Annotated in this window: 12 protein-coding genes; 1 reads left to right on the plus strand and 11 read right to left on the minus strand. The window is 72.1% G+C overall.

Translation table 11 applies throughout. The features are described 5' to 3' along the window. Window positions 1-39: 39 nt before the first annotated feature. From ACWD5D_RS42205 to ACWD5D_RS42230, 6 genes are read right to left on the minus strand one after another with little or no spacing between them, the layout of a single operon-like run. Window positions 40-897, minus strand: a complete 858-nt coding sequence (locus tag ACWD5D_RS42205) for a thioesterase II family protein (protein ID WP_451378063.1) — start codon at window positions 895-897, stop codon at window positions 40-42. Then, window positions 894-2,159 carry a cytochrome P450 gene (locus ACWD5D_RS42210; protein WP_451378064.1) on the minus strand — a complete coding sequence of 422 codons (1,266 nt, stop codon included), beginning with the start codon at window positions 2,157-2,159 and terminating at the stop codon, window positions 894-896. The genes ACWD5D_RS42205 and ACWD5D_RS42210 overlap by 4 nt, the downstream gene beginning before the upstream one ends. Before the next feature lie 8 nt (window positions 2,160-2,167). After that, window positions 2,168-4,234, minus strand: a complete 2,067-nt coding sequence (locus ACWD5D_RS42215; protein ID WP_451378065.1) for a Gfo/Idh/MocA family oxidoreductase — start codon at window positions 4,232-4,234, stop codon at window positions 2,168-2,170. Beyond that, window positions 4,231-5,382 carry a saccharopine dehydrogenase NADP-binding domain-containing protein gene (locus ACWD5D_RS42220; RefSeq protein WP_451378066.1) on the minus strand — a complete coding sequence of 384 codons (1,152 nt, stop codon included), beginning with the start codon at window positions 5,380-5,382 and terminating at the stop codon, window positions 4,231-4,233. Before ACWD5D_RS42220 ends, ACWD5D_RS42215 begins: the two co-directional genes overlap by 4 nt. Next, window positions 5,379-10,952 carry an amino acid adenylation domain-containing protein gene (locus tag ACWD5D_RS42225; RefSeq protein ID WP_451378067.1) on the minus strand — a complete coding sequence of 1,858 codons (5,574 nt, stop codon included), beginning with the start codon at window positions 10,950-10,952 and terminating at the stop codon, window positions 5,379-5,381. Before ACWD5D_RS42225 ends, ACWD5D_RS42220 begins: the two co-directional genes overlap by 4 nt. Beyond that, window positions 10,949-17,584, minus strand: coding sequence for an amino acid adenylation domain-containing protein (locus tag ACWD5D_RS42230; protein WP_451378068.1), 6,636 nt, complete (start codon window positions 17,582-17,584; stop codon window positions 10,949-10,951). Before ACWD5D_RS42230 ends, ACWD5D_RS42225 begins: the two co-directional genes overlap by 4 nt. A 283-nt stretch (window positions 17,585-17,867) precedes the next feature. Between ACWD5D_RS42230 and ACWD5D_RS42235 the strand changes: the two genes are divergently transcribed. After that, a complete protein-coding gene (locus tag ACWD5D_RS42235; protein WP_451378069.1) occupies window positions 17,868-19,532 on the plus strand; it encodes a (2,3-dihydroxybenzoyl)adenylate synthase in 1,665 nt (554 codons plus the stop codon). A 72-nt stretch (window positions 19,533-19,604) separates the two neighbouring features. Here the strand turns inward: ACWD5D_RS42235 and ACWD5D_RS42240 are convergent, their stop codons facing one another. From ACWD5D_RS42240 to ACWD5D_RS42260, 5 genes are all read right to left on the minus strand, one after another. Continuing rightward, on the minus strand, window positions 19,605-21,185 hold the full coding sequence (locus ACWD5D_RS42240) for an ABC transporter ATP-binding protein (protein ID WP_451378070.1): 1,581 nt from the start codon (window positions 21,183-21,185) through the stop codon (window positions 19,605-19,607). After that, window positions 21,182-22,042: an ABC transporter permease subunit gene (locus ACWD5D_RS42245; protein WP_451378071.1), complete on the minus strand. Its 861-nt coding sequence runs from the start codon at window positions 22,040-22,042 to the stop codon at window positions 21,182-21,184. Before ACWD5D_RS42245 ends, ACWD5D_RS42240 begins: the two co-directional genes overlap by 4 nt. After that, the gene (locus ACWD5D_RS42250; protein WP_451378072.1) at window positions 22,039-22,989 is read right to left on the minus strand and encodes an ABC transporter permease; all 951 of its coding nucleotides are present in this window, start codon (window positions 22,987-22,989) and stop codon (window positions 22,039-22,041) included. Before ACWD5D_RS42250 ends, ACWD5D_RS42245 begins: the two co-directional genes overlap by 4 nt. Further along, complete coding sequence (locus tag ACWD5D_RS42255) at window positions 22,986-24,572, minus strand: ABC transporter substrate-binding protein (protein WP_451378073.1); 1,587 nt, start codon at window positions 24,570-24,572, stop codon at window positions 22,986-22,988. Before ACWD5D_RS42255 ends, ACWD5D_RS42250 begins: the two co-directional genes overlap by 4 nt. 210 nt (window positions 24,573-24,782) lie before the next feature. Continuing rightward, entirely contained in the window at window positions 24,783-25,004 is a 222-nt protein-coding gene (locus tag ACWD5D_RS42260; protein ID WP_451378074.1) for a ferredoxin, read from the minus strand. Between the last annotated feature and the right edge of the window lie 423 nt (window positions 25,005-25,427).

Genomic DNA, 25,427 nt, shown 5'->3' on the forward strand with positions numbered 1-25,427 from the left:
GCGTGGCGGGTCGTGTACGGGTGGCCGTGCGGTCACGGCTCACGGGGTGCTCGGCCAGGTGTGTGCGCCGCCGGTGGTCAGCGAGGGGTCCAGCCTGCGCAGTACGGTGGCGACGACCTCGCGGCGTCGCGGGGTGAGGTAGAAGTGGTCGCCGGGGAAGACCCGTACCTCGGTGCGGGCGGTGGTGAGGTCCGCCCAGCCGCCTGCCCGGTCGCGGCCGCGTTCCTCGCCGAGTTCGGGGTCCGCGCTGCCGGTCAGGACGTGCAGGGGGCAGGACAGTGGCGGCCGGTCCGCCGGCCGGTAGGTCTCGATGATCCGGTAGTCGTGGCGTACGGCCGTGAGGACCAGGGACCGCAGCCCGGAATCGTCCAGGATCTCTCGGCTGGTGCCGCCGAGGCGGGCCAGTTCGGCACTCAGGGTGTCGTCGTTCTGGCGGTGCAGTTGCCCGGTCACCGCGGTGCCGGGAGCGGCCCGGCCGGACGCGAACAGGCGGCGCGGGCCCGGAACTCCGCGGCCGTTGAGCTCGTGGGCCAGCTCCCAGGCCACGGCGGAGCCCATGCTGTGTCCGAAGAGGGCGTACGGCCGGTCGAGCAGCGGTTGGAGAGCGTCCGCCACCGCACTCACCAGCTCGCCCATGCCGGCCGCCTCGGGGTCCTCGAAGCGGTCCTCGCGGCCGGGGTACTGGATGGCGAGGAGTTCGACCTCGGGGGCCATCAGTGGCGCCCAGGGCCGGTAGAAACCCGCACTGCCGCCCGCGTGCGGCAGGCAGATGAGCGTGAACCGGGGGGCGGACCCACCGCTCCACCGCCTGATCCACGGGCTGTCGGCTCGGGCGGCGCGTGCGGAGGGCTGGGCGGAGTGCTGGAAGGACGCGTTCGGTGAGAAGGACGCCGTCACCAGGTCACCCTCAGTTCTTCGAGGCCGAAGGTGGCCGAGTCGTGCTTGATGGCGACGTCGTCCCGGTTCCCCGCGAGGCGGAGGGTGGGGACGCGGCGGATGAGTGTCTCCAGGGCGACCTCCAGCTCCAGCCGGGCCAGGTGCTGTCCGATGCACTGGTGGACGCCGTAGCCGAACGCGACGTGGTGGTTGTCGGTGCGGTGGAAGTCGACCCGCTCCGGCTCGTCGAACTGCTCGGGATCGTGGTTGGCCCCGGCCAGGAGGGCGATGACGCCGTCGTCGGCGGGGATCGTCCGGCCGGACAGGTCGATGTCCTCGGCGGCCACGCGCAGTGGAATGGAATCGGCGACGGACAGCAGACGCAGGAGTTCGTCGACGGCGGCGGGCATCAGTGAGGTGTCGCGGCGCAGTTCCTCCACCAGCTCTGGCTGGTCCAGGAGGAGCAGGGTGCTGAGGGCGATCATGCTGGTGGTGGTCTCGCGGCCGGCGTTGATGGTGATTCCGAGGGTGGACAGCAGCTGGTCCATGGTCACGTTGCCGGTGACGAGGTGGTCGGTGACGAGCTTGGAGATCAGGTCGTCACGCGGTTCCTCCCGCCGTTCGGCGATGAGTTCGGCGAGCAGGCCGAAGAGGCCGCCGAGGGCTTCGGAGACCTGTTCGGCGGTGCTGTTCCGGGAGCCGGAGATCCGGGTGACGTCCCGGAAGAACTCCAGGTTCTCGCGTGGGATACCGAGCAGTTCGCAGATCACCGAGGTCGAGACGGCGTTGGCGTACGCGGAGACGAAGTCCACGGGGCCGCCGGCGGCGAGCATGCCGTCCAGGATCTCGTCCACCCGTGCCTGCACCGCGGGGCGCATCGCCCGGACCCGACGCACAGTGAACACCGGCAGGAGCATCCGCCGGTATTTGGTGTGCTCGGGGGCATCGGTGCGAATGAAGGGGCGGAACCTGGCCCCGGCCTCCTGTTCGCCCTCGCCGAGGGCCGGGAAATTGGGGCGGCGGATGTCGGCGCTGACACGGGGGTCGGAGAGTAGTTCGCGGACGTCGTCGTAGCGGGTGACCACCCAGGCTTCCCGCTTGGTCGGCAGGGTGACGCGGGCGACCGGGTCGTGGGTGCGCAGCGCCTCGTACTCCGCGGGCGCGGCGAAGGGGCAGCCGCGCTGGATCGGGAAGTCGCGGGGCGGGGCGGCGGAGTCCGACGCGGTATCCGTGCGGGGTTGGTCGGAGGCGTGGGACGCCGTCGGGGTCTCGGGGGTTTTCATGTGGTGTCCTAGCCGTCGGTGGAGGAGGAGACGAGAGGAGTGGCGGTGCGCGGGGTGTCCGGGCCGTCGGACGCGGTCCGCGTGTGCGGCAGCTGCGGTCCGGCGGCCGTGTCGGGGCCGCCCGGTGTTCGGGTGAGCACGGCCAGCGGGGGTGCTCCGGGGCGGGTGGGCAGGGCGCGTGCGGTCATGCCGGACTCGGCCGCCACGTCCTTGAGTCCGAAGGGCGCCCAGCGGTAGGAGTCGCGCACCTCGCGTTCCGCCTGGGCGGCGCCGTCCCGGTAGACCCGCCAGGTGGAGTGCAGGCGCATCACTCCGTCCTCCGCCTGGTCCGGTGCTCCGCCGAACGACCACTCGTAACGATGGCGTCCGGCGATGGCGGTGGCGAGCCGGGTCTCGGGAAGGGGCAAGGGACGCTCGAACTGCATGAGTTCGACGATCACGAGCCCGTCGGGGGCCAGCCGTCGGGTCAGCCGTCGCCACAGCCTGGCCCGCCCTTCGGCGTCGAGGTGGCCGAGGACTCCGCAGAGCAGGACGACGCTGATCCGGTCGGGGAGATCCAGGTCCGGAGCGGAGTCCGCGGTGACGGTCACCCGGGTACGCAGGTCCTCGTCGCTGAAGACCCGGCTGGTGAGCACGGCGCGCATGCCGACCGACGGTTCGCAGGCGATGATCTCGGCGTCCGGCCGGGCCCGGGCGACGGCCTCGGTCACCAGACCGGTGCCCGCGCCGATGTCGACGACCGGCCCGGCGCTCAGATCGGCGTCGGCGAGGAGGGCTGCGACCGCGGGGGCGCTCGATGTCGCGGTGTGCTCGGCGGCGACGAGGTCGAAGAACTCGGCCGACGCAGAGTACGGAGCGGCGTCCGCGGTTCGGGCCGAAGCGGTCTCCGGTGAGGGGCGGGCCGGCTCCCCGGCGGAGGCCGGACGTACGACGGTCTGGCCGCCGGGAGACGAGGCCGGTTCTGAGCGGGACGCGGTGTCGCGCGAGAACCCCTCCGGCGCAGGGAAGACGTCACTGACCGCCAGGGGCCGGGGCGTGGTCGGCCGGACGATCTCAGGTGGTCCGAGCCGGGCGGCGAGGTCGGTCCAGATGCGGCACACGGCCAGGTCGTACTGGCCCGCGCGCAAGGCGTCGCCGCCCTGCGCGACAGCCTCGCGGAGTCCGTCGAGGGCCGTGCCGATCGCTTCGGGCCACAGGTCGGAGAAGACCGTACGGAAGGATCCCGTGTTCCCGACCACAGCCGTGGTGCCGAGCCCCAGTCGGCCGGTGCCCGGACCGTCCAGGACGAACCGCCGGTCCGCGTCCCGCCCGATGTGCAGCCGGGGGCTCCACAGCACGGGGCCGTGGGTGTCGGCCAGGGTGAGCACTCCGCCCTCGGTCCCGAGGGAGATCCGGTGCCAGTGCAGGGCGTGGTTGTCGCGGTCGGACGGGTCGAGCTGGTGGTGCACCCGCAGGGTGAGGGGCACGCCGGCGAACACGCCGTGCAGGGAGCGGAACGGCTGCGGTCCGATCTCGGCGGGCAGCGGCGCCGGGTCAGCGAACCGCCACGGCCGCAGCGTGCCCATCGCCTGACCGAGGATGTCCACCAGGGGGTGCATCAGGTGGACCGGGGTGGCGGCGTCCACGAAGAGCGGTCGCTGCCGTGCGATGAGCCGACGGGCCGCCTCGACGAAGGCGCGAATCGGGGCGACGTGCGGATAGTGGGTGTTGAGGCGGTACTGCACTCCCCGCTTGCGGGCGTGTTTGAGGTTGCCCGTCAACTCGGTGAGGTGGACGGGATGCTCCTGGAGGACGTGGATGCCCCGGTCCATGAGTGCCCTGGCCAGCTCGGTTCCCTGGCCGCCCGATATGGAGGAACTCACCGCGACACAGGCGGCGTCGATGCCCGCCGGGAGGTCGTCGACGTCCGTGTGGAACGGGACGCCCAGGCTTTCCGCGTACGCCCGGGAGGCTGCCGAACCCCGGCTCAGAATGCCGGCCAGGATGTATCCGGGGCGCAGGCGTACCGCCTCGGCGTAGAAGCGGCCGAAGTTGGTACCGCAGACCAGCACGCGCAACAGCGACGATTCGCTCACAGCACACCTTCTTCCACCTGTTCGGCGCCGGCCGCCGCGCCGGTGAGCCGGAGGTCGGCGGCCCCGTGTGACCGCAGGTGCCGGGCCACGGTGTCGGGGTCCAGCACGTCGCAGGCGAAGTGCACGCCCGCCGGGACCTCGCCCCGCAGTACCGCGTCCACCGCGAGCGCGCCCACCACAGCGGTGAGGCGGTAGCTGCTGGCCGCGCGCAGGGTCAGTCCCGCAGTGGCCGACCGTCCGGACGCGGTGCCCGACAGCGCGAAGTCCATGACGTAGTAGGGCTTGCGTCCGGCCAGGTCGAGGTCGGCGGCGAGGATCAGCCGCTCCGCGAGCCGGTCCGGGTCGTCTCCGGCTGCGAGACGACCCGGCAGGACGTTGAGCAGCGCCCGTACGGCGGGGCCGGGGTGAACGTTGTACCAGTCGAGCCGGTCCAGACCCAGGACGGTGGCGAGGCGTTCGCTCTCGCCACTGAGGTAGGGCTGCACGGCGACCCGGCCGGGGAACGCCTCGTGTTCCGTGTCCTCGGCCGTGCGCAGGACGCGCGACACACGCCGCCCGCCGCGGACGGCAGCCAGCGCCTCGCCGTAGGCCGCACCGTCCGCGCCCCCGGAGGTGAGGGAGAGCATGAGATCGTGCGCCACCGTCGGTGAGCAGGTCTCCAGGCCGCCGCAGTGCGCGGTCAGCGCGGCGGCGCCGTCCAGTCCCTGCCCGGCCAGCCAGCGCGGCAGGAGGCTCGACAATCCGGGCAGGGCTCCCGCCGAAAGGACGACGGTGCGGCCGTCGCGGGCGGGATCGCCGCCCTTGAGGAGGTCCTCGGCGGCCGGGTCGTCCCCGGCCACGTCGACGCAGTGTGCACCGGCGGCGAGTGCCGCGAAGGCCACCGTGGCGCGGAGCCGGTAGGTGGGGCCGACGCAGTTGAGGACGATGTCGCAGCCCTCGGTGAAGGCGCGCAGGCCGTCCGGTGCGGTGGCGTCGGCCCAGACTGTCTCCTCGTGGCCTGCGGGCTCCTCCTCGGCGACCGCGCACAGGGCGGACGCGGTCCGCCCTCCCAGACGGAGCCCGGTGTGGCCGAGCGCGCGCAGCTCCCGTACGGCGGCCCGGCCGACCGCCCCGGAGGCACCCAGGACCCCGATCACAGGCTTGGTCATCGGGTGATCGCCCCCTCGGTCAGCTCACCGAGGGTCTTGAGGATCCCGGGCGCGTGCTCGACGGACAGGCAGCTGTAGTGGTCGCCGCCGATGTCGACGACGTCTAGGTCCCCCAAGGTCAGTTCCTCCCAGTACGTGGTGACGGCGTCCTTACTGCCCGGGAAGGGATAGGCACCGTCGTGCCGCAGGAAGGTGATGTCACCCGCGTAGGGCTCGGCGTCATAACGGGTGATGGCGAAGACGCTCTGCCTGAAGGCGAGGAAGAGCCGCGTCATGTGGTCGGGTTCGTATGTGCCGGCCGACGCGGGCACCGCCTCGCACATCCGGGCGATACGGGTGGCCCGAGGAACGTCGGCGAGTCGCCGGAAGCAGCCCGTGACGTCCTCGAACTCCTCGGGCAGCGCGGCGAGTCCGCCGTCCGGCAGCACGCCGGGACTGGCGGCCAGAACGGCGTCGGCCGCCGCGGCCACCCGGTACTGGTCGTCCGGGAAGCCGAGGTCGGCCGGGTCGATGCCCATCATGACGGCGAAGGAGTACTCGGCGAGGAGTTCGTCGTCGAGCCGGAAACGGGGGCTGTGGCTGCTGATGACGGTGAGGCTCTCCACCTCGGCCCCGGACTCGGCCAGGTTGCGGGCGACCTCGGTGGCGATCAGGCCGCCCAGGCAGTAGCCGACGACGTGGAAGCGGCTGCGCCCGTCCGCCGTCAGGGCCCGCGCGTAGTCGGCCGCCATCTGCTCGATGAGTCCGTCCGGCGGGGCGGCGAGGAACCCGTTCAGGTCCGGGACCTCCACGCCGACGACCTCGGCGAGTCCGGGCGATCGGCGCCTGATCTCGGTGATCAGCGCCCGGTACGGCATGATCGTCGCGGTTCCCGCATGTACCAGGACGGTCGTCGGCTCGTCGTCGGAGCGGGCGCCGTGCAGGTGGATCACCGGGTCCGTGCGCACGGTGCTGGATGTTGGCGTGTCCTCGGCGCCGGCCAGGCCGCGCAGGAACCCGGCGAGGCCGGCGACGGTGGGGCGGCGCAGCATGTGGCGCAGGACGACCTCCCACTCCAGGTCGGCCGCCTGCGGTACGCGTTCGCGCAGCCGGCCCACCATGCGTGCGACGAGGAGTGAGTCGCCGCCGAGGTCGAAGAAGTCGTCGTTGCGGGTGACACGTTCGACCGCGAGGAGTTCCGTCCACAGCTCGGCGAGGCTGTTCTCCAGCTCGTCCTTCGGCTGCTCGTCCACGACGACCGGAGCGCTCTCGCGGGGCAGCCAGGTCCGCAGACGAGCGCGGTCGGTCTTGCCGTTGGCCGTGCGGGGCAGGGTGTCGACGACCTGCCACACCGAGGGGAGCATGTAGTCCGGGAGCCGGGTGGCCGCCGTGCGGGCCAGCTCGCCTACGGGGACGTGATACCTGTCGTCCTTCAGCGTGGCGAAGAAGACTTCCTGCCCGGTGAGCGCCAGGGCGTCCTGGGCGTCGGGCAGTGAGGTGACCTCGGACGCCCCGTGCGCCTCGAGGAGTTCGCGCCACTGGGCGTGGGTGAGGAAGGACTGTCCGGTGTGCTCGCGCACGTCGGTCCAGGTCCGGCCGGCGACCTCCAGGAACTCCATGGAGACCAGTAGCGGGAGGTTCTCGTCGCGGGTGTTCTCCACGAACACGAGTTGTCCTCCGGGAACGAGCAGTTCCCGCAGTCTGCCCACGGCGGCGTCCGCGTCGGCGGCGGCGTGCAGCGTGTTGGCGCAGATCACGACGTCGAAGGTGTTGGGCAGCAGGTGCTGGACGCGCGGGTCCTCGTCGACGTCGAAACGCTGGTAGCGGACCCACGCGTGGTCGGCGAAGCGCTCGCGGGCCTCGTTCAGGAAGAACGCGGAGGCGTCGGTGAACAAGTAGTCGACGCCGTACTCGGCGAGGACGGGCACCAGTTCGCCGGTGGTGCCGCCGACGCCGCCGCCCACTTCGAGGACGCGCAGTCGCTCCTCGCCGGTGTGACCGGCGGCGATCTCGCGCAGCGCGGCGACCACCGCGCGGTTGAGGTGCCGGATGGCGAGGTTGTCGCGGTAGGCGGCGTCCGCGGCCTCCGTAGCCGCTCCAGGGAAGAGCAGCTCCTGGATGCTCGTCTCGCCGGAGATCAGCTCGGGCAGCCGCTCGGCACAGGTGCGCATGACGGTGAGCAGCTCCGTGCTCCAACCGATCTCGTGCTCCAGTGCCGCGGCCCGCTGCCAGCGGCGCTCCCTCTCGGTGTCGGAAACGGGGACGAGGCCCGTGTAGGTGTCGTCCGAGTCCCGGTGGGTGAGCTGGTCCCGGGCGGCCAGGGCGCGCAGCCAGCGCCGCACGATGTGCCGGTGCCGGGGCGTGGCGCGCAGGGCCGTGCCCACTTCCTCCGCCGCGCGCGACGCACCGTCGGCGAACGTTCCGGAGGCGGCGAGTACGCGCGTCATCTCGGCGATCGCCACCTCGTCGAGGGCGGCCAGGAAGTCGGTGAGCCGTGCGGCGTCGACGGCCGCGGAGGCTTCGCGTACGGCGTCGGCGGCCACCGTACGCGCCTGTGCCCTGCTCGCCGCGGCGGGCTCGTTGCCGTCCCTGGGCGGCGCCCCGGAATGATCGGCCGCCCCACCGTCCTTGCGGGCCGTCTCCACGAACGCGGCCAGGCGCCGTCCGCCCGCCGCCGAGTCGTCGACGACTACGGCGCCCGCCGCGACCGCCGGGTGGGCCTGTACGGCGGCCTCCACCTCGGCGAGCTCGACCCGGTATCCACGGATCTTGACCTGGGCGTCCTCGCGGCCCAGGAACTCGATGGTCCCGTCGGGGAGGTACCGCCCGAGGTCACCCGTTCGGTACAGCCGCCCTCCGGTGACCGGGTCTGTGAGGAACCGCTGTGCCGTGCGCTCCTCGTCGCCGAAGTAACCCAGGGCGACGCCGGCGCCGCCGATGTACAGCTCACCCGGAACCCATTCGGGCCGGGGCCGCAGGTGCCGGTCGAGTACGGCGAACGTCTGGTTGGTCAGGGGCTTGCCGTACGGGATGCTCGGGCGGGCGGTGTCCACCTCGCCGATCGGGTGGGCGATGGACCAGATGGAGCCCTCGGTGGCGCCGCCGAGCGAGATGATCTCCAGCCCCGGCAAGAGAGCGCGGGCCTGGTCGGGCAGGGCGACCGGTATCCAGTCGCCGGACATCAGCGCGAGCCGCAGCGAGGCGTCGTCAGCGGAGGGCTCGGAGCGGCGCCAGTCGCACAGCATGTGGAGCTGACCGGGGACCGAGTTCCACACGGTCACCCCGTAGTCGCGGACGAGTTCGGCCCAGTGGGAAGGGTCGCCGCGCCGGTCGGCGGCGGGCAGGACGAGGGTGGCGCCCACCGCGAGCGGCCCGAACAGGTCGTAGACGGACAGGTCGAAGCCGAGTCCCGCGATGCCGAGGACGCGGTCGCGGTCGGTGACGGCGAAGCGGCGGTTGATGTCCTCGACGGTGTTGAGGGCGGCGCGGTGACTGATCATCACGCCCTTGGGCGTGCCGGTGGAGCCCGAGGTGTAGATGATGTAGGCGAGGTCGTCCGGCCGGCATCGGGGTCCGCTCACGTCTGGCGTGGCCGCGGTGTCTTCGGGGAGGAGGTCGACGGCGACGGCCGTGACGTTCCCCGGCAGGTCGTCGATCTCGGCGAGCCAGGACTGGGTGAGGACCGTGCGGACGCCCGCGTCCGCGATGATCGTGTCCCGACGGGCCGGCGGCTGGGCCGTGTCGACGGGCAGGTAGGCGCCGCCCGCCATGAGGGTGCCGAAGACCGCGACGACCTGCTCCCAGCCCTTGTCCGCCCAGATGGCCACGGGTTCCCCCGGACGCAGCCCGGATGCCGTCAGTGCCTCGGCGAGAGCGCTCGCGCGGGCCAGGAGCTGTCGGTAGGTGAGGGCGAGTTCGGGGGTTCGGACGGCGATCGCTTCCGGTGTGGCCTGTGCCTGGGCGAGTACGGGTTCGTGGAGCAGGGCGTCCGGTAGGGGCCCCTCGGTCGCGTTGACCGCGCGTCGGCGTGCCGCCTGTGCCTCGGGCAGGGGGATGCGGGCCGGAGCGTCCCAGGCGGCCTCACCGGCTTCAGCCTCGGCCGACAGCGACCGTACGAGTGCCGTGTACGCCTCGAACATGGCGTCGGCCACCCCGTGGGCGAGCGCGCCCTCCCGGATGTCCCAGGACAAGCTCAACGCGTCACCGCGGTGCATGACCTGGCAGTCGAGCCACACCTGCGGCGTCCGGGTCACGGCGTACGTCACCTCGGGGGGTACGCCCTCGGAGGTGGCGCCGGTGCCCAGGGCGCTGGTGAAGACGACCGGCATCAGTACCGGGGCGCCGGCCCTGCGGGAGAGCTCGGCGAGCACCTCCGAACCGGTGAACAGCGGATGCGTGAGGTCCTCGAGGAGCTGCTCCCCGACGGTCCTCGTCCGCTCCGCGAAGGTGACCGAAGCGTCCAGGTCCACGGCGAGCAGTTCGAGCGAGGTGAAGTCGCCGATGAGGCGGTCGATGTCCTCGTGCAGGGCGGGCCGGTCGACGGTGGGCAAGTTGAGCGTGAAGCGGCTGGTGCGTGACCAGGCGCCGACCGTCTCGGCATACGCGGTGAGCAGGGCGGTCGACACGGTCAGCCCGCGCCGCGCGGCCCGCTCGCTGAGGCGGTCCCGGTCGGCCGCGGGCAGCAGGATCTCCAGCCGACGGAACGTCACCGGCTCGGCGGGAGCCGAAGTGCGGCCCGGCTCCCCGAGATCGCTCACCGCGGCTTCCCAGGCTTCGGCAAGGGGCAGTTCGGGGGCGGGCGGCAGGGTGTCGAGCCGCTCGGTCCAGTAGGCGCGGTCACGGGTGTGTGCGTCGGTGTCGGCGAGGGCGCGGCGGGCCAGGACGTAGTCGCGGAAGGTGATCCGCGGTGCCTCGGTCAGGGCGGCGCCGCCGTAGCACCGCTGGAACTCGGCGAGCAGGATGCGCAGGCTGGCGTGGTCGACAACGAGCATGTCGAAGGAGAGGTGGAGTACGGCCCGCTCGGCGGTCCGGGTCACGTGCACGTCGAAGAGCGGCCACTGGTCGGTGGGTGCCTCGCGTGCGGACAGCCGCGCTCGGATGCGCTCGACCTCCGCCTCGGCTGTGCCGGCCGGGAGCGCGGTCAGGTCGTCGGTCCCGACCACGAGGGCGGGCACGTCGGGCAGGACCCGCTGGTAGCCGTCGTGGTGGACGACGGCGCGGAGCATGTCGTGCCGTTGGACCAGCTCCCGCCACACGGAAGTGACGCGGTCCACGTCCAGGTCGGGGTATTCCAGTTCGACGTAGGCGTGGCAGCCGACGCCCCCGTAGGCGTAGGCGTCGGTGCGGCCGATGAGGTAGGCCGCCTGGATGTCCGTCAGCGGGAACGGTTCGTGGCGGTTGTCGAGGTCACCGCGCAGGGCCGGTTCCCCGGCCTCCAGGTGGCGCAGGATGGCTTCCTTGTGCGTGCGCAGTTCGGCTCGGTGCGTGTCGGTGAGCCGACCCTGAGGGGCCCGGAAACGCAGTTGTCCGTCCTGGGCCCACAGCACCACGCCCTCGTCGGCGTATCGGGCCAGCAGTTCAGCGATGTTCACAGCTCTCCGGTCTCGTAGGCGGTCCCGTGGGCCGCGAGCGTTCGGGTGACGTCCGCGGCGAGCGCGGCGACGGTCGGTGCGGCGAAGAAGCGCCGGACGGGCACGGCGGCCCCGAGGCGGCGTTCGATCGCGGTGAGCAGGCGCAGCGCGGTGAGGCTGTCACCGCCCGCGGTGAAGAAGTTGGTGTGGCGGTCCGGCACCCAGTGCGGCAGGTACTCGCTCCAGAGCGCGGCAAGGGCCGCCTCGGTTCCCCCGCGTGGCGGTTCGGCGCCCGCAACCACCGTCTCCGGTCCTGCCAGATCGGCCAGGGCTCCCCGGTCGACCTTGCCGTTCGCGGTGAGGGGCAGGGCGGGCAGGAGTCGGATGCGGGACGGGACGGCGTAGACGGGGACCCGCTCGGCCAGCAGTGTGAAGAGGCTTTCGGTGAGCTCGGGGTTCTCGACGAACCCGGTGGGAGCCTCCTCGTCGGCGGGTGCGGGGTCCTCGGTGAGGTCCTGCGGTACCGCGAAGGCGGCCAGGCGCTTGGCGGTTCGCTCCCCCACGGCGACGACGGCGGCCCGCGCGACGGCCGGGTGTGCCTCCAGCGCGGCCTCGATCTCGCCGGCCTCGATGCGGTGGCCGGCGATCTTCAGCTGGCTGTCGAGCCGGCCGAGGAACTCCAGCAGCCCGTCGCCGCGGTACCGGCCCAGGTCGCCCGTCCGGTACCAGCGCCGCCCGTCCCGTTCGACGAACTTCTCGGCGGTGCGGACCGGGTCGGCCAGGTAGCCGCGGGCCAGTCCCGCGCCGCCGATCCACAGTTCACCGGGCGCCCAGTCGGGACAGTCCCGCCCGTCCCGGCCGACCACACGGTAGTACTGCCCGGTCAGGGGATGTCCGTAGGGAATGGACACCCATCGGGGGTCCAACTCCTCGACAGTCAGGGTGTTGGACCAGATGGCGGCTTCCGTGGCTCCGCCCATGGCGACGAAGGCGCAGGGCCGGGCGGTCCTGGACCGCAGCCGGGCGGGCAGGTCGAGGCCGATCCAGTCGCCGGAGACCAGTGCGGTCCGCAGCCCCGCGATGCGGCCGCGTTCGGACGCCTCCTGCTCGTCGGCGTCGAGGAGCAGATCGAGCAGGGCGGGGACGGTGTTCCAGACGGTCACCCCGTACCGGTCGACCAGGCTCGGCCAGCGAACCGGTTCGCGGCGCTGGTCCTCCGTGGGCAGCAGGAGCGAGCCTCCTGCGGAGAGCAGCCCGAAGACGTCGTACACGGACAGGTCGAAGTCCAGTGCCGACAGGGCGAAGACGCGGTCGTCCCCGGTGATGCCGTGCCGGGCGTTGATGTCCGCGATCGTGTTCCAGGCCGCGGCGTGGGTGATCTCGACGCCCTTGGGCTCACCCGTGGAACCCGAAGTGAAGATCACGTAGGCGAGGGCCCCGGGAGACGTCTCCCGTGGTGCGGGCAGCGGCTCGTGGTCCTGCGTGTCCGGGAAGGACAGCGGGCGGGGGGCTGTCGCTCCCGCAGCGGGCCAGTCGCCCACGGTGACACGGAAGGCGCCGGTCGCGTGAACCCGCTCCAGCCGTGCGGCGGGCTGTTCGAGGCTCAGCGGCACGTAGGCGGCGCCGGCCGCGAGGACGCCGAGGACCGCCGCGATCTGCTCCGGCTCCTTGGGCAGGGTGACCGCGACGAGGTCACCCGGCCGCACGCCCGCGTCGACGAGCGCGGCGGCGGTCCGCAGCGCCCGGTCGGCCAGGGCCCCGTACGTCACCTCCTCCCCCGCGGTCGTGACGAGGGCCGTGTCCCCGGGTGCGATCGTCGCCCGCGTGAAGAACGTCTCGTGCAACGGGCGCGGCGCCACCGGTTCCAGGGCTGCCTCCCGTGCCGCGGCGGCCCGCCGTTCGTACTGGGCGGCGGGCAGCAGATCGGGGAGCGGTGCCTCCCAGTCACCGGCGACGACGTGCCGCAGCAGCCGTTCGTAGGCGCCGAACATCGCGTCCAGCACACCCTCGGGGAACAGTTCATCGACGGCGTCCCAAGTGACGACCAGGTTCCCGGACTCCTCGGTGACCTGGTTGTCCAGGCAGACCTGCGGGGACTGGGAGATGCCCCAGACCTTCGCGGGGAAGCCGGTGCCCGGTCCGGACAGCGTCGCGTCCCCGACGCCGATGGCGCTGGTGAACACCACGGGTGCGGCGGCGTCCACCGTGCCCGTGCGACGGCCGAACTCCCGTAGCAGCCAGTCGATCGGCACGTCGGCGTGGTCGAGGTCCTCCGCCTGGCGGCGTTGCAGCGCGACGGCCGCCGCCAGCCAGGACATCCCCTCGCGCCGGTGACCCGCGAGGGACAGGGAGGTGAAGTCGCCCAGCACCCGGTGGATGTGGGGGTGGACGTCCCGCCGGTTGAAGAGGGTGAGTGTGACGGTCAGGGCGTCGGTTCCGCTCCAGGCCGCCAAGACCTCCGCGTACAGGGCCAACAGGACGGTGGAGGGGGTCAGGCCGTGCCGGGCCGCGGTCTGCTTGACGGCCTGCCAGTCCTCGGCGGGCAGGCTCAGCCGGCGCCGGGTGAAGACGGGCGCGTCGAGCGTCGCCGGGTCCCGGTCGAAGGGCAGGGCGGGAGGGGGCGGCAACTCGGACAACCGTTTCTGCCAGTGGGCGCGGGCCCGCGCGGCCGACTCCGGGTCGGCGGGGAGGCGAGTCAGGTAGTCACGGAACGACACGTCCACGGGCGGCAGTTCGTGGTCCGGGTCGGCGTAGAGAAGGTTCAGTTCGGCGTAGAGGGTGGTGATGGAGAGCGCGTCGAGGACGAGGTAGTCCAGGCCGACGCCGATACGGGTCCGTATCTCGCCGTCGCTCTTCCCGGCTTCGTCGTCCTCGCGGTAGCGCACCGCCTCGACCGCGAAGAGCGGCCAGCGGGCGGGGTCGCGGACCTGCTGGGACAGGCGGGCGCGCAGACCGGCCAGGGCCTCGGCCGCGCCGCCGGAACAGGCGTCCTCCACCGGTATGCGCACCGGCGGTACGTCGGGCAGGACACGCTGGTGTCCGTCCTCCACGACCGCGCGGAGCATCCCGTGTCGCCGGACGAGGGTGTTCCAGGCGCGCTCCAGCCGCTCCAGGTCGACGTCCGTGCCGTCGAACTCTGTGTAGTGCCAGGTGCCGACGCCGCCGAGGGTGAAGCGGGGGTCGCGGCCGGTGTGGTAGGCGGCCTGGACGTCCGTGAATGGGAAGGGCTCGTGGGCGTGGTCCGGGTCGGGCACCAGGACGGACGCGACGACGGGGAGCGGCTCCGTGTCGGTGGCGGCCGCGGGCCGCAGGGTCTCGCAGAAGTGCTGGAGCACGGGGTGGGCGAACAGGTCGGCCACGCGGGCGCCGGGGAATCCGGCGGCGCGTAGTCGGCCGATCATCCGGGTCGCGACGAGCGAGTCGCCGCCCAGCAGGAAGAAGCTGCTCTCCCGACCCACTTCGGCCTCGTCGAGGAAGTCGGCCCACTCGGCCGCCACAGCGGTCTCCACCGGACCGGCCGGCGCCGACGTGTGCGGGCCGTCCTGCCCGGCGGCCTCGGTCAGCGCACGGTGGACGGCCGCCCGGTCGAGCTTCCCGTTGGCGGTCAGCGGCAGGTCAGGCAGAAGGAGGACGCGCTCGGGGACCATGTAGGCGGGGAGTCGTTGTGCCACCCGGAGACGAGTCTCGTTGGGGTCGGGTGCTTCGCCGCGGGCGGACACGGCCGCGGCGAGGTGGCGTACCGGTGTGTCGAGGACGGTGGCGACCGCGTGCAGGACGGCGGGGTCGTCCTCCAGCGCGGACTCGACCTCGCCCAGTTCGATGCGGTGGCCGCCGATCTTCACCTGGTGATCGGCGCGGCCGAGGAACTCCAGCACACCGTCGGGCTGGTAGCGGGCCAGGTCACCGCTGCGGTACCAGCGCTCGCCGTCGTGCTCGACGAAGCGTTCCGCCGTGCGCTCGGGGTCCGCACGGTAGCCGTTGGCCACACCGGGGCCGCCGATCCACAGCTCGCCGGGGACGAGATCGGGGCAGTCGCGTCCCCTTCCGTCCACGACACGGGCCCGCATGTTGCGCAGCGGGACGCCGTAGGGGACGGACTTCCAAGCCGGGTCGGTCTCCTGCACCTCGAACACCGTGGAGTGGACCGCGGCCTCCGTCATCCCACCGAGCGCCACGAAACGACAGCCGGGCACGAGAGCGCGGAGTCTGCGGGGCTGTTCGAGCCCGACCCAGTCCCCGCCGAGCAGCACCATGCGCAGGGAGTCTCCGAGGCCCTCGTCCTCTCCCGCGGCCATCAACAGGTCCAGCAGGGCGGGCACGCACTGCACCAGCGTCACCCCGTGCGTACGGACCAGCCGAGCCCAGTGGTGGGCGTCCCGGCGGTGCTCCTGCCCTACGGTGACCACCTGGCCGCCGAGGGACAGCGGGGTGAAGATGTCCCAGGTGGCGAGGTCGAAGTCCAGCGCGGAGATGGCGAGAGTGCGGTCCGAGGGACCGAGCCCGAACTGCTCCTCCATCGCCTCGATGGTGTTGACGACCGCCCGGTGCGACACCTCGACGCCCTTGGGCAGTCCCGTCGAGCCGGACGTGAACAGCACGTAGGCGGGCAGGGCGGGGTCCGACTGGACGACCGGCGCGGGCTGGGCCCCCGACGCGTCCTCCAGGAGCAGCACCGGGGCCGAGGAGACGTCCACGCAGAGATGGGCGTGGTCCCGGTCGGTGAGCACGACGGACGCGCCGGCCACGGAGTGGATGCGTTCCCGGCGTACGGCGGGCTGTTCCACGCCGACGGGGGCGTAGGCCGCGCCCGCGGCCAGGACGCCGAGGACCGCGATGATCTGGTCGGCGCCCTTGGGGAGGGTCACCGCGACGGTGTCGCCCTCCCGTACGCCGTGGTCGCGCAACATCCCGGCGATCCGGCGTGCCGCGTGGGCGAGTTCGCCGTAGGTGAGGGTGTCGCCGGTGGTGCGGACGACCGCGGTATGGCCCGGCTCGGTCTCGGCCAGCCGGAAGAAGCGGGTGTGCAGGGCGCGGTCCGGAACGGGCGTGGGGGGCAGCGCCGCAACCGCCCGCCTCGGCAGGACCTCGGGGGCGAGCAGGCCGTCCACCGGCCGGGCCCAGGCGTCGAGGTCCGTGATCAGGCGGGTGATGAGGCGGCGGTAGGCGTCGAACGCGGCGTCCGGCACACCGGCCTCGAACACACCGTCCCGCACGTCCCAGTTGAGGAGGAGGCCACCGTCGAGTTCGGTGACCTGGGCGTCCAGGTAGACCTGCGGGCCCTGCGAGATGATCCAGGAAGGGCGGCCGAAGGACTTCTGCACGTCCTGCTCGAAGATCTCGCCCAGTCCTATGGCGCTGGTGTAGACGACCGGGGCCAGGACCGGGGCCCCCTCGACGCGCGCGAGGTCGCGCAGAACCTCCACGCCGCCGTACGCGCCGTGGGAGATGCCTTCCTGCAGGCGTGCCTGCAGGCCGCGGGCCTGCCGGGAGAAGGGGAGGGACGCGCTCATGTCCGCGTCGAGCAGGACCGAGCTGCTGAAGTCTCCGACCAGACCGGCGACGTCCGAGGTGAACATCTCCCGGTCGAACAGCGGGAGGTTGAGGAGGAAGCGCCGGCTGTCACTCCAGGCGGCGATGACCTCGGCGAAGGCGGTGGCGAGGGCGGCGGCGGGGGTGATGCCGTGCCGACGCGCCGCGCTGATCAGCGCAGCCTTGTCGGCGGGGCCCAGCCAGTGGTGCAGGCGGCGGGAGTGGGTGAGCGCAGTGTCGTCCGCACTCACCGGGGTCAGCGGGTCGACGGTCGTCGGCAGGCGCGGAGCGCGGGGCAGATCCGGCAGTCGCTCCCGCCACCAGGCGGCGTGCTGCTCGCGTTCCGCCTTCCGCCGGGCGTCGTGCTCCGCGAGGTAACGGCGGTAGTCGAGGGCGAGTTCGCGGGGCTGGTCGTCGGGACAGTCGTAGAAGCGGCGCAGGTCGGACAGGAGGACCCGCAGGCTCAGCGCGTCGCCGGCCATCATGTCGAGGTCGATCTGCAGCCGGGTCCGGCCGTCGGGGAGCAGGCAGAGGGCCGCGCGGAAGACGTCGCCGGAGGTGATGTCGGGGCGGGCGTGGGTGTTGCGCTCGCGCAGCAGCTCCAGCTCGGCCTCGGCGTCGTCGGTGGTGTGCTCACGCAGGTCGCGGACAGTGAGGGGAGTACCCGGAGCGCCGAAGCGCTGCCGTCCCTCCTCGTCGAAGACAGCCCTCAGCATGCCGTGCCGCAACACGAGCGCCCGCACGGCGGTGTCGAGCCGGGCGGGATCGACCTCGTGGCCGTCGAGTTCGACGTAGAAGTGCGCGGCGACGCCACCGAGAGGTTGTCCGTCCTGACGTCCTATCCAGTAGGCGTGCTGCATCGTCGCCAGCGGGAAAGTCTCCGTGCGCCCTTCGGTGGTCACCGCGTCGAGCGGGGTGGGTGGCGCGGTGGCGGGTGCCTCAGCAGCGCGATTCCCCTGCCCGAGCAGGACCGTCCAGGCGCCCAGGGTCGGATTGCGGGTGAGGTCCTGGAAGGTGACCGTGCTGCCTTCGCGCCGCCAGGTGCCGACCAGGGACATCAACGTCAGTGAGTCGAGACCGAGTTCGAAGAGGTCCCGGTCGTCCTCCAGCTCATGTGGCGCCATCTGCAGTGCGCGTGCGACCGCTTCGCGCACTGCGGCCGACGCGTGAAGGGTTTTGTCACCTTCCGCTGTCCGCGCCTGGACGACTGCTTCATCGCTCACTGATGGGGCCTTCCGGTCGGATGGAGTGGGGGCCAGTTGAGGGCCGGCGTCTGAAACGGGACTCTCGCGCGCCGGGCCGAACATCACCCTAGATTGAAATGATTATCATTTCTACACTTCATCGTAGTCACACAACGGGCAGCGGCACCAGAGCCCGAGTCCGGGCAAAGAGAGGCAGAACCACATGACCGAGACACAAAAGGGCTGGTCCGAAACGGAATCGGCGCGCTACCGAGCCGTCGGCCACTGGCAGGGGTTGACCTTCGGCGCCCGTCTGCGTCAGGCGGGCGCCGACCATGGAGACCGTGTCGCCTTGGTCGACGGGGACCGGCGGTGGACCTACGCGGACCTGGACGCCGAGGCCGACCGCGTCGCTCACGGTCTGCGCGGGCTCGGCATCGAGCGGGGTGACCGCGTCGTGGTCCAGCTCCCCAACTGCGCCGAGTTCGTACTCGTCTGGTTCGGTCTGCAGCGCCTCGGGGCGGTCCCGGTGCACGCCATGCCCGGCCACCGGCGCCGGGAGATCGGTCATCTGGTGCGCGTGTCGGGAGCGGTGGCCTGTGTGGTGCCCGACCGGCACGCCAGGTTCGACCACCGGGAGCTGATGCGCGAGGTACGGGCGGAGCAGGGGCCTGGCGGCTCGCTCCGGACGGTCGTCGTGGTCGGCGATCCCGGTTCGGAGAGCGGCTTCGTCCCGTTCGAGACACTGCGGGCGGCCCCGCTCTCCGTGCCTGGTCGTACCGCGCCGGACTCCCTGCCGGCGCCCGGCGCCGACGACGGTGGAGCGGGCCCCGCCGACGTCGCCCTTCTGTTGCTGTCCGGCGGCACCACCGGCCTTCCCAAGCTCATCCCTCGGACGCACGACGACTACGCTTACAACGCCCGCGCCTGCGCCGAGGTCTGTGCCCTCGACGAACGGACCGTCTACTTGGCGGTGCTGCCGATCGGGTTCAACTTCACCTTCGCATGCCCCGGTGTGCTGGGCACCCTCATGGCCGGGGGAACCGTAGTGGTCGCCCCCGACCCCAGCCCGCAGACGGCTTTCGCGCTCGTCGAGCGGGAGGGCGTGACCCTGACCTCCCTGACCCCGCCGCTCGTCACCCACTGGGTGGACGAGGCTGCCTCCGGTTCGTGGGACCTCGGCAGCCTCTCGGTGGTGCAGGTCGGCGGGGCGCGGCTGCCGGAGGAGCACGCCCGCAAGCTCGGCCCGGCGCTGGGGGTGACCGTGCAGCAGGTCTTCGGCATGGCGGAGGGGCTGATCAACCTCACGCGCCTCGACGACGCCGAGGACCTCGTCTGCGCCACCCAGGGCCGGCCCGTCTCCCCGGACGACGAGGTCCTGGTGGTGGACGCCGACGGCAAGCCCGTGCCGGACGGTACAGCGGGCGAACTGCTCACCCGGGGCCCGTACACGCTGCGTGGCTACTACCGCGCCGAGGAGCACAACCGCACGGCGTTCACCCCGGACGGCTACTACCGGACCGGCGACGTGGTGCGGCGGCTGCCGACCGGACACCTCGTGGTGGTGGGCCGGATCAAGGACCAGATCAACCGAGGCGGCGAGAAGATCGCCGCGGTAGAGGTGGAGGAGCAGTTGCTCACACATCCGGCGGTCACGGCCGCGGCGTTGGTGGGTGTGCCGGACGAGCGCTGGGGCGAGCGGACCGTCGCCTTCGTGATGTGCGACGGCGAGGCCCCCGGCGCGCGGGAGGTGGCCGTCCATCTGAAGGAGCGCGGGCTGGCCGGATACAAGACGCCGGACGAGGTCGTCCAGGTGTCCAGCCTCCCGCTCACCGCCGTCGGGAAGGTCGACAAGGCGGCGCTGGCGCAGACGTTGCTTCGGCCGTGAGACGTGGCGCGGAGGAGCGCCCACCGGGCGGAGCGCTCCTCCCGACGGCCATAAGAAGCCCCTCACCCGCGACTACTCCGGCACGGCGAGGGCGGGACCGCCCTCGCCGGCGAGCAGTCCTCGGGTGACGGGGTGCTCCGGGTCCACCAGTACGCGGTCGGCGCGGCCGGCTTCGACGACCCGTCCTGCGTCCAGGACGACGACCTGCTCCGCGCGGGTGGCGACGGCTGTCAGGTCGTGCGTGACCACGACGACCGTCAGGCCCCGCGTACGCCGCAGCGAGTCCAGCAGGTCCAGTACCTTGCTCGCCGTCTCCGGATCGAGCGCCGAGGTGATCTCGTCACAGACGAGAGCACGCGGCTCGGCAGCCAGCGTCCGTGCCAGCGCGACGCGTTGACGCTGCCCGCCGGACAACTCCCCTGGTCGGTGCATCAGTACATCGGCTCCCAGCCCGACCAGTCCCAGCAGTCGTACGGCTTCGTCGGACGCCTCCAGGGCCGACCGGCTCCGCAGCCCCCTGAGTGGACGCGTGAGCGCTTCGGCCACGGATTCGCGCGGGTTGAGAGCCCCGCGGGAGTCCTGCGCGACTAGTTGCACCGGAGCCCCGCGCCCCCGTGGCGCGCCGTTGTCCCGCCACTCGACACTCCCCCGTAGAGGCGGGTGAAGTCCGACGAGACATCGGGCGAGGGTGGTCTTCCCCGACCCCGACGCACCCACGACGGCGGTGCAGGAGCCCGCCGGAACGGTGAGGGAAACGTCGTGCAGCACGGAGACTCGCCCGTGGACGGCGTGCAGACCCCGCGCGGACAGCCCTCCCGAGGCGGCGGGGTCGGCGGCAGCGGCGCGGGGGGCCTTGGAGCGGGGGCCACCGGCCGGGAAGGTTCCGGACGGCTGGACGAGCAACGACGCCCCCGGCGTCCCGCGCGCGACGATCCGCCCCTTTTCCAGACGAATCACGTCGTCCGCCACGGACGCGATCCACGCCGGGTCGTGGCTGACCAGCAACGCGGCGCGGTCCCCCTCGGCCAGGACCTCGGCCAGCAGTCCGCGCATGCCGTCCGCAAGGACCGGGTCCAGGCCGCTGGTGGGCTCATCGAGGACCAGCAGGCTGGGCCGGCCGGCCAACGCCAGGGCGAGGGCGACCCGCTGGGCCTGCCCTCCCGACAGCTGCCGGGGCAGCCGTCGCCGGAACGCCCGATCGGCCGGGAGTCGCACGGACAGCAGCAACTCCCCGACCCGCGCGCGGACGTCGGCTCCCCCCGTCACGGACGAGCGCAGCCGCACTGCCTCGGCTATCTGCGTGCCGATCCGGAGCGCGGGGTTGAGCGACGAGGCCGGGTCCTGCCCCAGGAACGACACCACCCGGCCGCGCAGCCGACGGGCGTCCGCCGGGTCGAACGGATCGAGGCCGGCCACCCGGACGGTTCCGTCGCGGACCTCCAGTCCGGGCCGGACATGTCCGAGCAGACTGTGCGCCAGACTGCTCTTGCCCGACCCCGACCTGCCGACGACCCCCAGCACCTGCCCACGCGTCACCAAGAAACTGGCGTCCTGCACGACGGGCGGCCCACCGGCCGCGGGGCCCAGCGTCAGCGCGCTGATCTCCGCGAGCCGACCGGCGCCGGAGAGGAGCACGGTGGCACGGCCGCTCATGCGGCACCCCTCCCCACGGTGTCCGCCAGCCGCCCGGCCAGCAGGCCGACACAGACGGACAGCAGCACCAGCAGCAGTGCCGGAGCGAGGAACGGCGTGGCGGCCAGCGTCGCACCCGGGACGTTCTCGCTGACCATGCGCCCCCAGTCCGGCGTCGCCCCGCCCGGTCCGAGGCCGAGGAATCCCGCGGTGGCGGTGAGGTGCAGGGAGGCGACCAGGCGCAGCGCGGTGTCCATCAGTGCCGGTCCGGCGATGTTGGGCAGCACGTCGTGGCGCAGCACGGCCCGCCGGGTGTCGCCCCGGGCCAGGGCGGCCTCGACGTACCCGCTGCTGAGCACCGTGTCCGCCGCGGCACGCAGCACGCGGGTCGAGAACGGGGCGGTGGCGAGGGCGATCGCTGCCACCAAGGCCGTGTCGCTGCCGGGGAACCCCACGGCGAGTACGAGGACGACCAGGAGTGAGGGAAGGACGGCAAGGGCGTCCACGCAGCGGAGCAGCAGGTCGCCCAGCCGGCGGGACACCATGGCCGCCAGGACGCCGACGGCCATCCCGACGGCTCCGGCCGCAGCCGTACCCGCCAGCGCAGTGAGCACGATGGTGCGGCCGCCGCTGAGGACCCGGCTCGCCACGTCCCGGCCCAGCACATCGGTGCCGAGGAGGAACTGACCGTCGGGCTGCTGGAAGGGTGCGGCGAGCTGTGCGGTAGGACTGTGCGGCGCGGCCAGCGGGCCCAGCAGGGCGAGCAGGAGGACGAGCAGTGCGCCCGCCCCGGTGAGCAGTGGCGGCCGGCGGCGCCGGAGCGTGCCCGTCCAGGCGGTGCGTGCTCGCCTCCCGGGTGGTGTGAGGACAGTCGTCATCGGCCGTGTCCTTTCCGTGCGCCAAGCAGGCGTGCGCAGATGTCACCCATCAGCAGCACCGCGAGCATCACCCCGGCGAGTACGGTGGCGATGCCCTGCACCATCGGTATGTCCCGTGCTGCGACGGCCAGTTGCAGTTCCCGGCCGATGCCCGGGTAGTCGAAGACGTTCTCCACCACCACCGCCGAGCCGACCAGCGCGCCCGTGGTGAGAGTGAGCGCGTGGACGGCGGGACCCACGGCGTTGGGCAGGATGTGACGGACAGCGAGCCGCACCCCGCGTACTCCGTTGAGCCGTGCGGCTTCGCAGTAGGGGGTGGCCGCCGCGTCCGCGACGGAGACCCGCAGGAGCCTGGTGGCCACCGCGAGTCCGACCGCGCTGAGCGTCAGTACGGGCAGGATCAGCGCGTGCGGCACATCGAGCGGCGTACCGCCCAGGGGGATGACGGAGACGCGCGGCAGGAGCTCCAGCCACACCGCCAGTACGGCGACGAGCAGCGCGGCGATGACGAACTCCGGTACGGCAGCCAGGATCTGGGCGGCCGTCGAGACGAAGCGGTCGGCGCCGCCCCGGCGCAACCCGGTCCACAGGCCCAGCAGCGCGGCCAGCGGCGCGGTGACCGCGAGCGTCAGTCCGGCGAGGAGCAGGCTGTTGGGCAGGCGGGTGGCGAGGACGTCGGTGACCGGCCGGTCCCCCACGAAGCCACGGCCCAGATCCCCCCTGACCGCGCCTGCCACCCAGTCCGCGTACCGCTCGGCGGTCGGCCGGTCCAGCCCTAGTCCGGCACGGACCTCGGCGCGCTGCGCCTCGGAGGCGTCCACCCCGGCGACCGCGCTGACCGCGTCACCCGGAAGAACTGCCGTGGCCGCGAAGATCACGGCTGACAGCACGACGAGCAGGACGGCCGCCCCCGCGAGGCGACGGCCGACGAACGCGATCAGGCTCACGCCAGCGACGCCTGCGAGAAGCCGGGGAACTGCTCGAAGAGATCGTCACGTATCCCACGGACCCCCTTGGCCTGGGCGTTCAGGTTCGGTTTGAAGACCGGCAGCACCTGGTTGCCGTCCTCCCAGCGCGTGCGCTGCGCCTGCGTTCCCAGCTTCTTGGCCTCGGCACGGTCGCTCTCGGCGCGGGCCTTCGCCACGAGGGTGTCGGTCCCGGACTCCTCCCAGCCGAACGCCGACGGCGATCCACCCGCCGTACTCATCTGGTAGGTCGACAGCGCGGGAATGGGCATCTGGTACGAGCCCGCCAGCGGCAGTGCCGCGTACGCGGGGAAGTCCGCGTAAAGCTGTCCCGCCGGCAGTTCACGCACCGACGCGCGGACGCCAGCCTTCTTCAGATCCTCGACGAAGAGGGTGGCCATCTCGACCATGCCCGGCGTCTCCGGTCCGGTCGTCAACGTCACCTTCATCCCGTCGGCCCCGGCCTCCTTGAGCAGCGCACGGGCCCGCTCCGGGTCGTGGGCGCGCTGGGGCAGGCCCTCCGCGTAGTCGGGGAAGCCGATGGCGGGCAGGTCGTTACCGACCTCGGCGTTGCCGTAGAACACCGTCTTCACCATGGCCTGCCGGTCGACGGCGAGCTTGAACGCCTCCCGCACCCTGGGGTCGTCGAAGGGCTTGACCTTCATGTTCATCTGGAAGGACAGGCCGACCAGATAAGGGCTCTTCGTGGGGACGAGTTCGACCTTCCCGTTGTCCCCGAGCGTGCGCGCGGTGACAGGAGAGAGGTCGTGGGCGAAGTCGATCTCACCGCTGGTGAGCGCACCGGCCCTGGCGGTCGAGTCCGCGATCGACCGCAGCTCCAGAGTGTCCAGGTGGGGCACGTGGCCGTAGTGGCCGTCGTAGCGTTCGAACGCCGAGCCCTGACCGGCCGTGAACTCGGTCAGTCGGAAGGGGCCACAACTGGGCATGCCCTTGCGGAAGCTCTTGGTGCCGTCCTTGACGACGAGGAAGTTGCCCTGGCAGAGGATCATGCGGCCGTCGGCGATGGGCCGGAGGGTGGGCAGTACGACCTTCAGGTCACCGTCGGCCTTGGCGTGCGCGAGGTCGAAGTTGGCGGCGGCGAGCCGGTACACGGGCAGTTTGCTGTTGGCCGCGAGGGCGCTGAGGGAGTGCAGGACGTCGGCGGCGGTCAGCTCGGAGCCGTCGGTGAAGCGGACGCCGGGCCGCACGTGCAGGGTGTAGGCCGACAGGTCGTCGGAGATGTCGATGCCCTTGAGCACGCCGTAGCGCACCCCGTCGGGCCCGCTGGGGTCCAGGTTGCCCAGGGTGCCGTGCCAGGCTCGGGCGCGCACCAGGTCGAGAGCGGACGGGCCGTTGAAGAAGTCGAGCGTCTCCGAGGCGCCACCTCCGACGAAGGCGGCCCGCAGAGTGCCGCCCGAGCGGGGCGAGGAACCCGATCCGGACTTCCGGTCGGAGGCGGGCTCGTCGGTGGAGCACGCCGCCAGCAGGCCGGGGCCCACCGCCAGAGCCGCGGCCCCCGCCGCACCGCGGCGGAGGAAGGCCCGGCGATCGATCTGTCTGGACATGCTTCTCCTTGACGTTCAACTGAGCTGATCGGGACGCCGTGGCACAAGCCACGGCGTGTGAAGTGAGGCCGACACGGGTGCAGATATCCGGTGGGTCGTGAGCGCGCTCGGCGACGGGCTGCATCGCTTCCGCCACGTCTGATCGCTTGCAGAATCCCGCAGGGCTCGTGGACTACCGCAGGGCTCGTGGACTACCGCAGTGCTTGTGGACTACCGCAGGGCAAGGGCGCCGGACGGGCAAGCCCACACGGCCTCACGCACCGCGTCCGACTGGGACGCGGGAGGCTTCTCGTCCAGGACGAGCACAAGTCCTTCCTCCTCGTCCTGGTCGAAGACGGTCGGCGCGGCGAGCACACACTGCCCCGCCCCCACACACCGACCCCGCTCAGCACTGATCTTCCCGGCTTCGGACGCCTGGCCTGCCAAAGTCATGAGAGCCCCTCCCCTGCTGCCGCTCACGCGGCCGGCTATTCGGCAATCAGACAGTAGTCGGTAATGACTTCCATATTCAACAAGCTCCCACACTCCGACGCGCCGACACCCGACAGGCGCCCGGGCCTCCGACCGCGAACACCCGCATCGCCCCGCCCGCCAAAGCCCCGACCCCTCTTTGAATCTGTGATGGAAATGATTACTATGTGCGACATCATCTGGAGGTGGGCAGTCTGCGCGAAACATCAGCAACACAGCTGCCGGCACCGTTACGCCCAACACGCCAACGGAAGGCCGTGATGAGCGCCCTGCACCAGCGAGCCGGCTTCCCTCTCTGTCAAAGTAGGTCGAGTCAGGCATACTGGATGATTCGTTGAGTCGAGGGCGGAGAAGGAGTAGTGCCCAGGTGGCCAGCACGAATGA

This window comes from Streptomyces sp. NPDC002520, from assembly GCF_053595235.1.

Bases quoted from the DNA above. Each gene is read 5' to 3' on its own strand.
- ACWD5D_RS42240 (WP_451378070.1), bottom strand. From the start codon at position 21,185: ATGAGCGGCCGTGCCACCGTGCTCCTCTCCGGCGCCGGTCGGCTCGCG.
- ACWD5D_RS42230 (WP_451378068.1), bottom strand. From the start codon at position 17,584: ATGGCGCCACATGAGCTGGAGGACGACCGGGACCTCTTCGAACTCGGT.
- ACWD5D_RS42210 (WP_451378064.1), bottom strand. From the start codon at position 2,159: ATGAAAACCCCCGAGACCCCGACGGCGTCCCACGCCTCCGACCAACCC.
- ACWD5D_RS42220 (WP_451378066.1), bottom strand. From the start codon at position 5,382: ATGACCAAGCCTGTGATCGGGGTCCTGGGTGCCTCCGGGGCGGTCGGC.
- ACWD5D_RS42260 (WP_451378074.1), bottom strand. From the start codon at position 25,004: ATGACTTTGGCAGGCCAGGCGTCCGAAGCCGGGAAGATCAGTGCTGAG.
- ACWD5D_RS42245 (WP_451378071.1), bottom strand. From the start codon at position 22,042: ATGACGACTGTCCTCACACCACCCGGGAGGCGAGCACGCACCGCCTGG.
- ACWD5D_RS42255 (WP_451378073.1), bottom strand. From the start codon at position 24,572: ATGTCCAGACAGATCGATCGCCGGGCCTTCCTCCGCCGCGGTGCGGCG.
- ACWD5D_RS42235 (WP_451378069.1), top strand. From the start codon at position 17,868: ATGACCGAGACACAAAAGGGCTGGTCCGAAACGGAATCGGCGCGCTAC.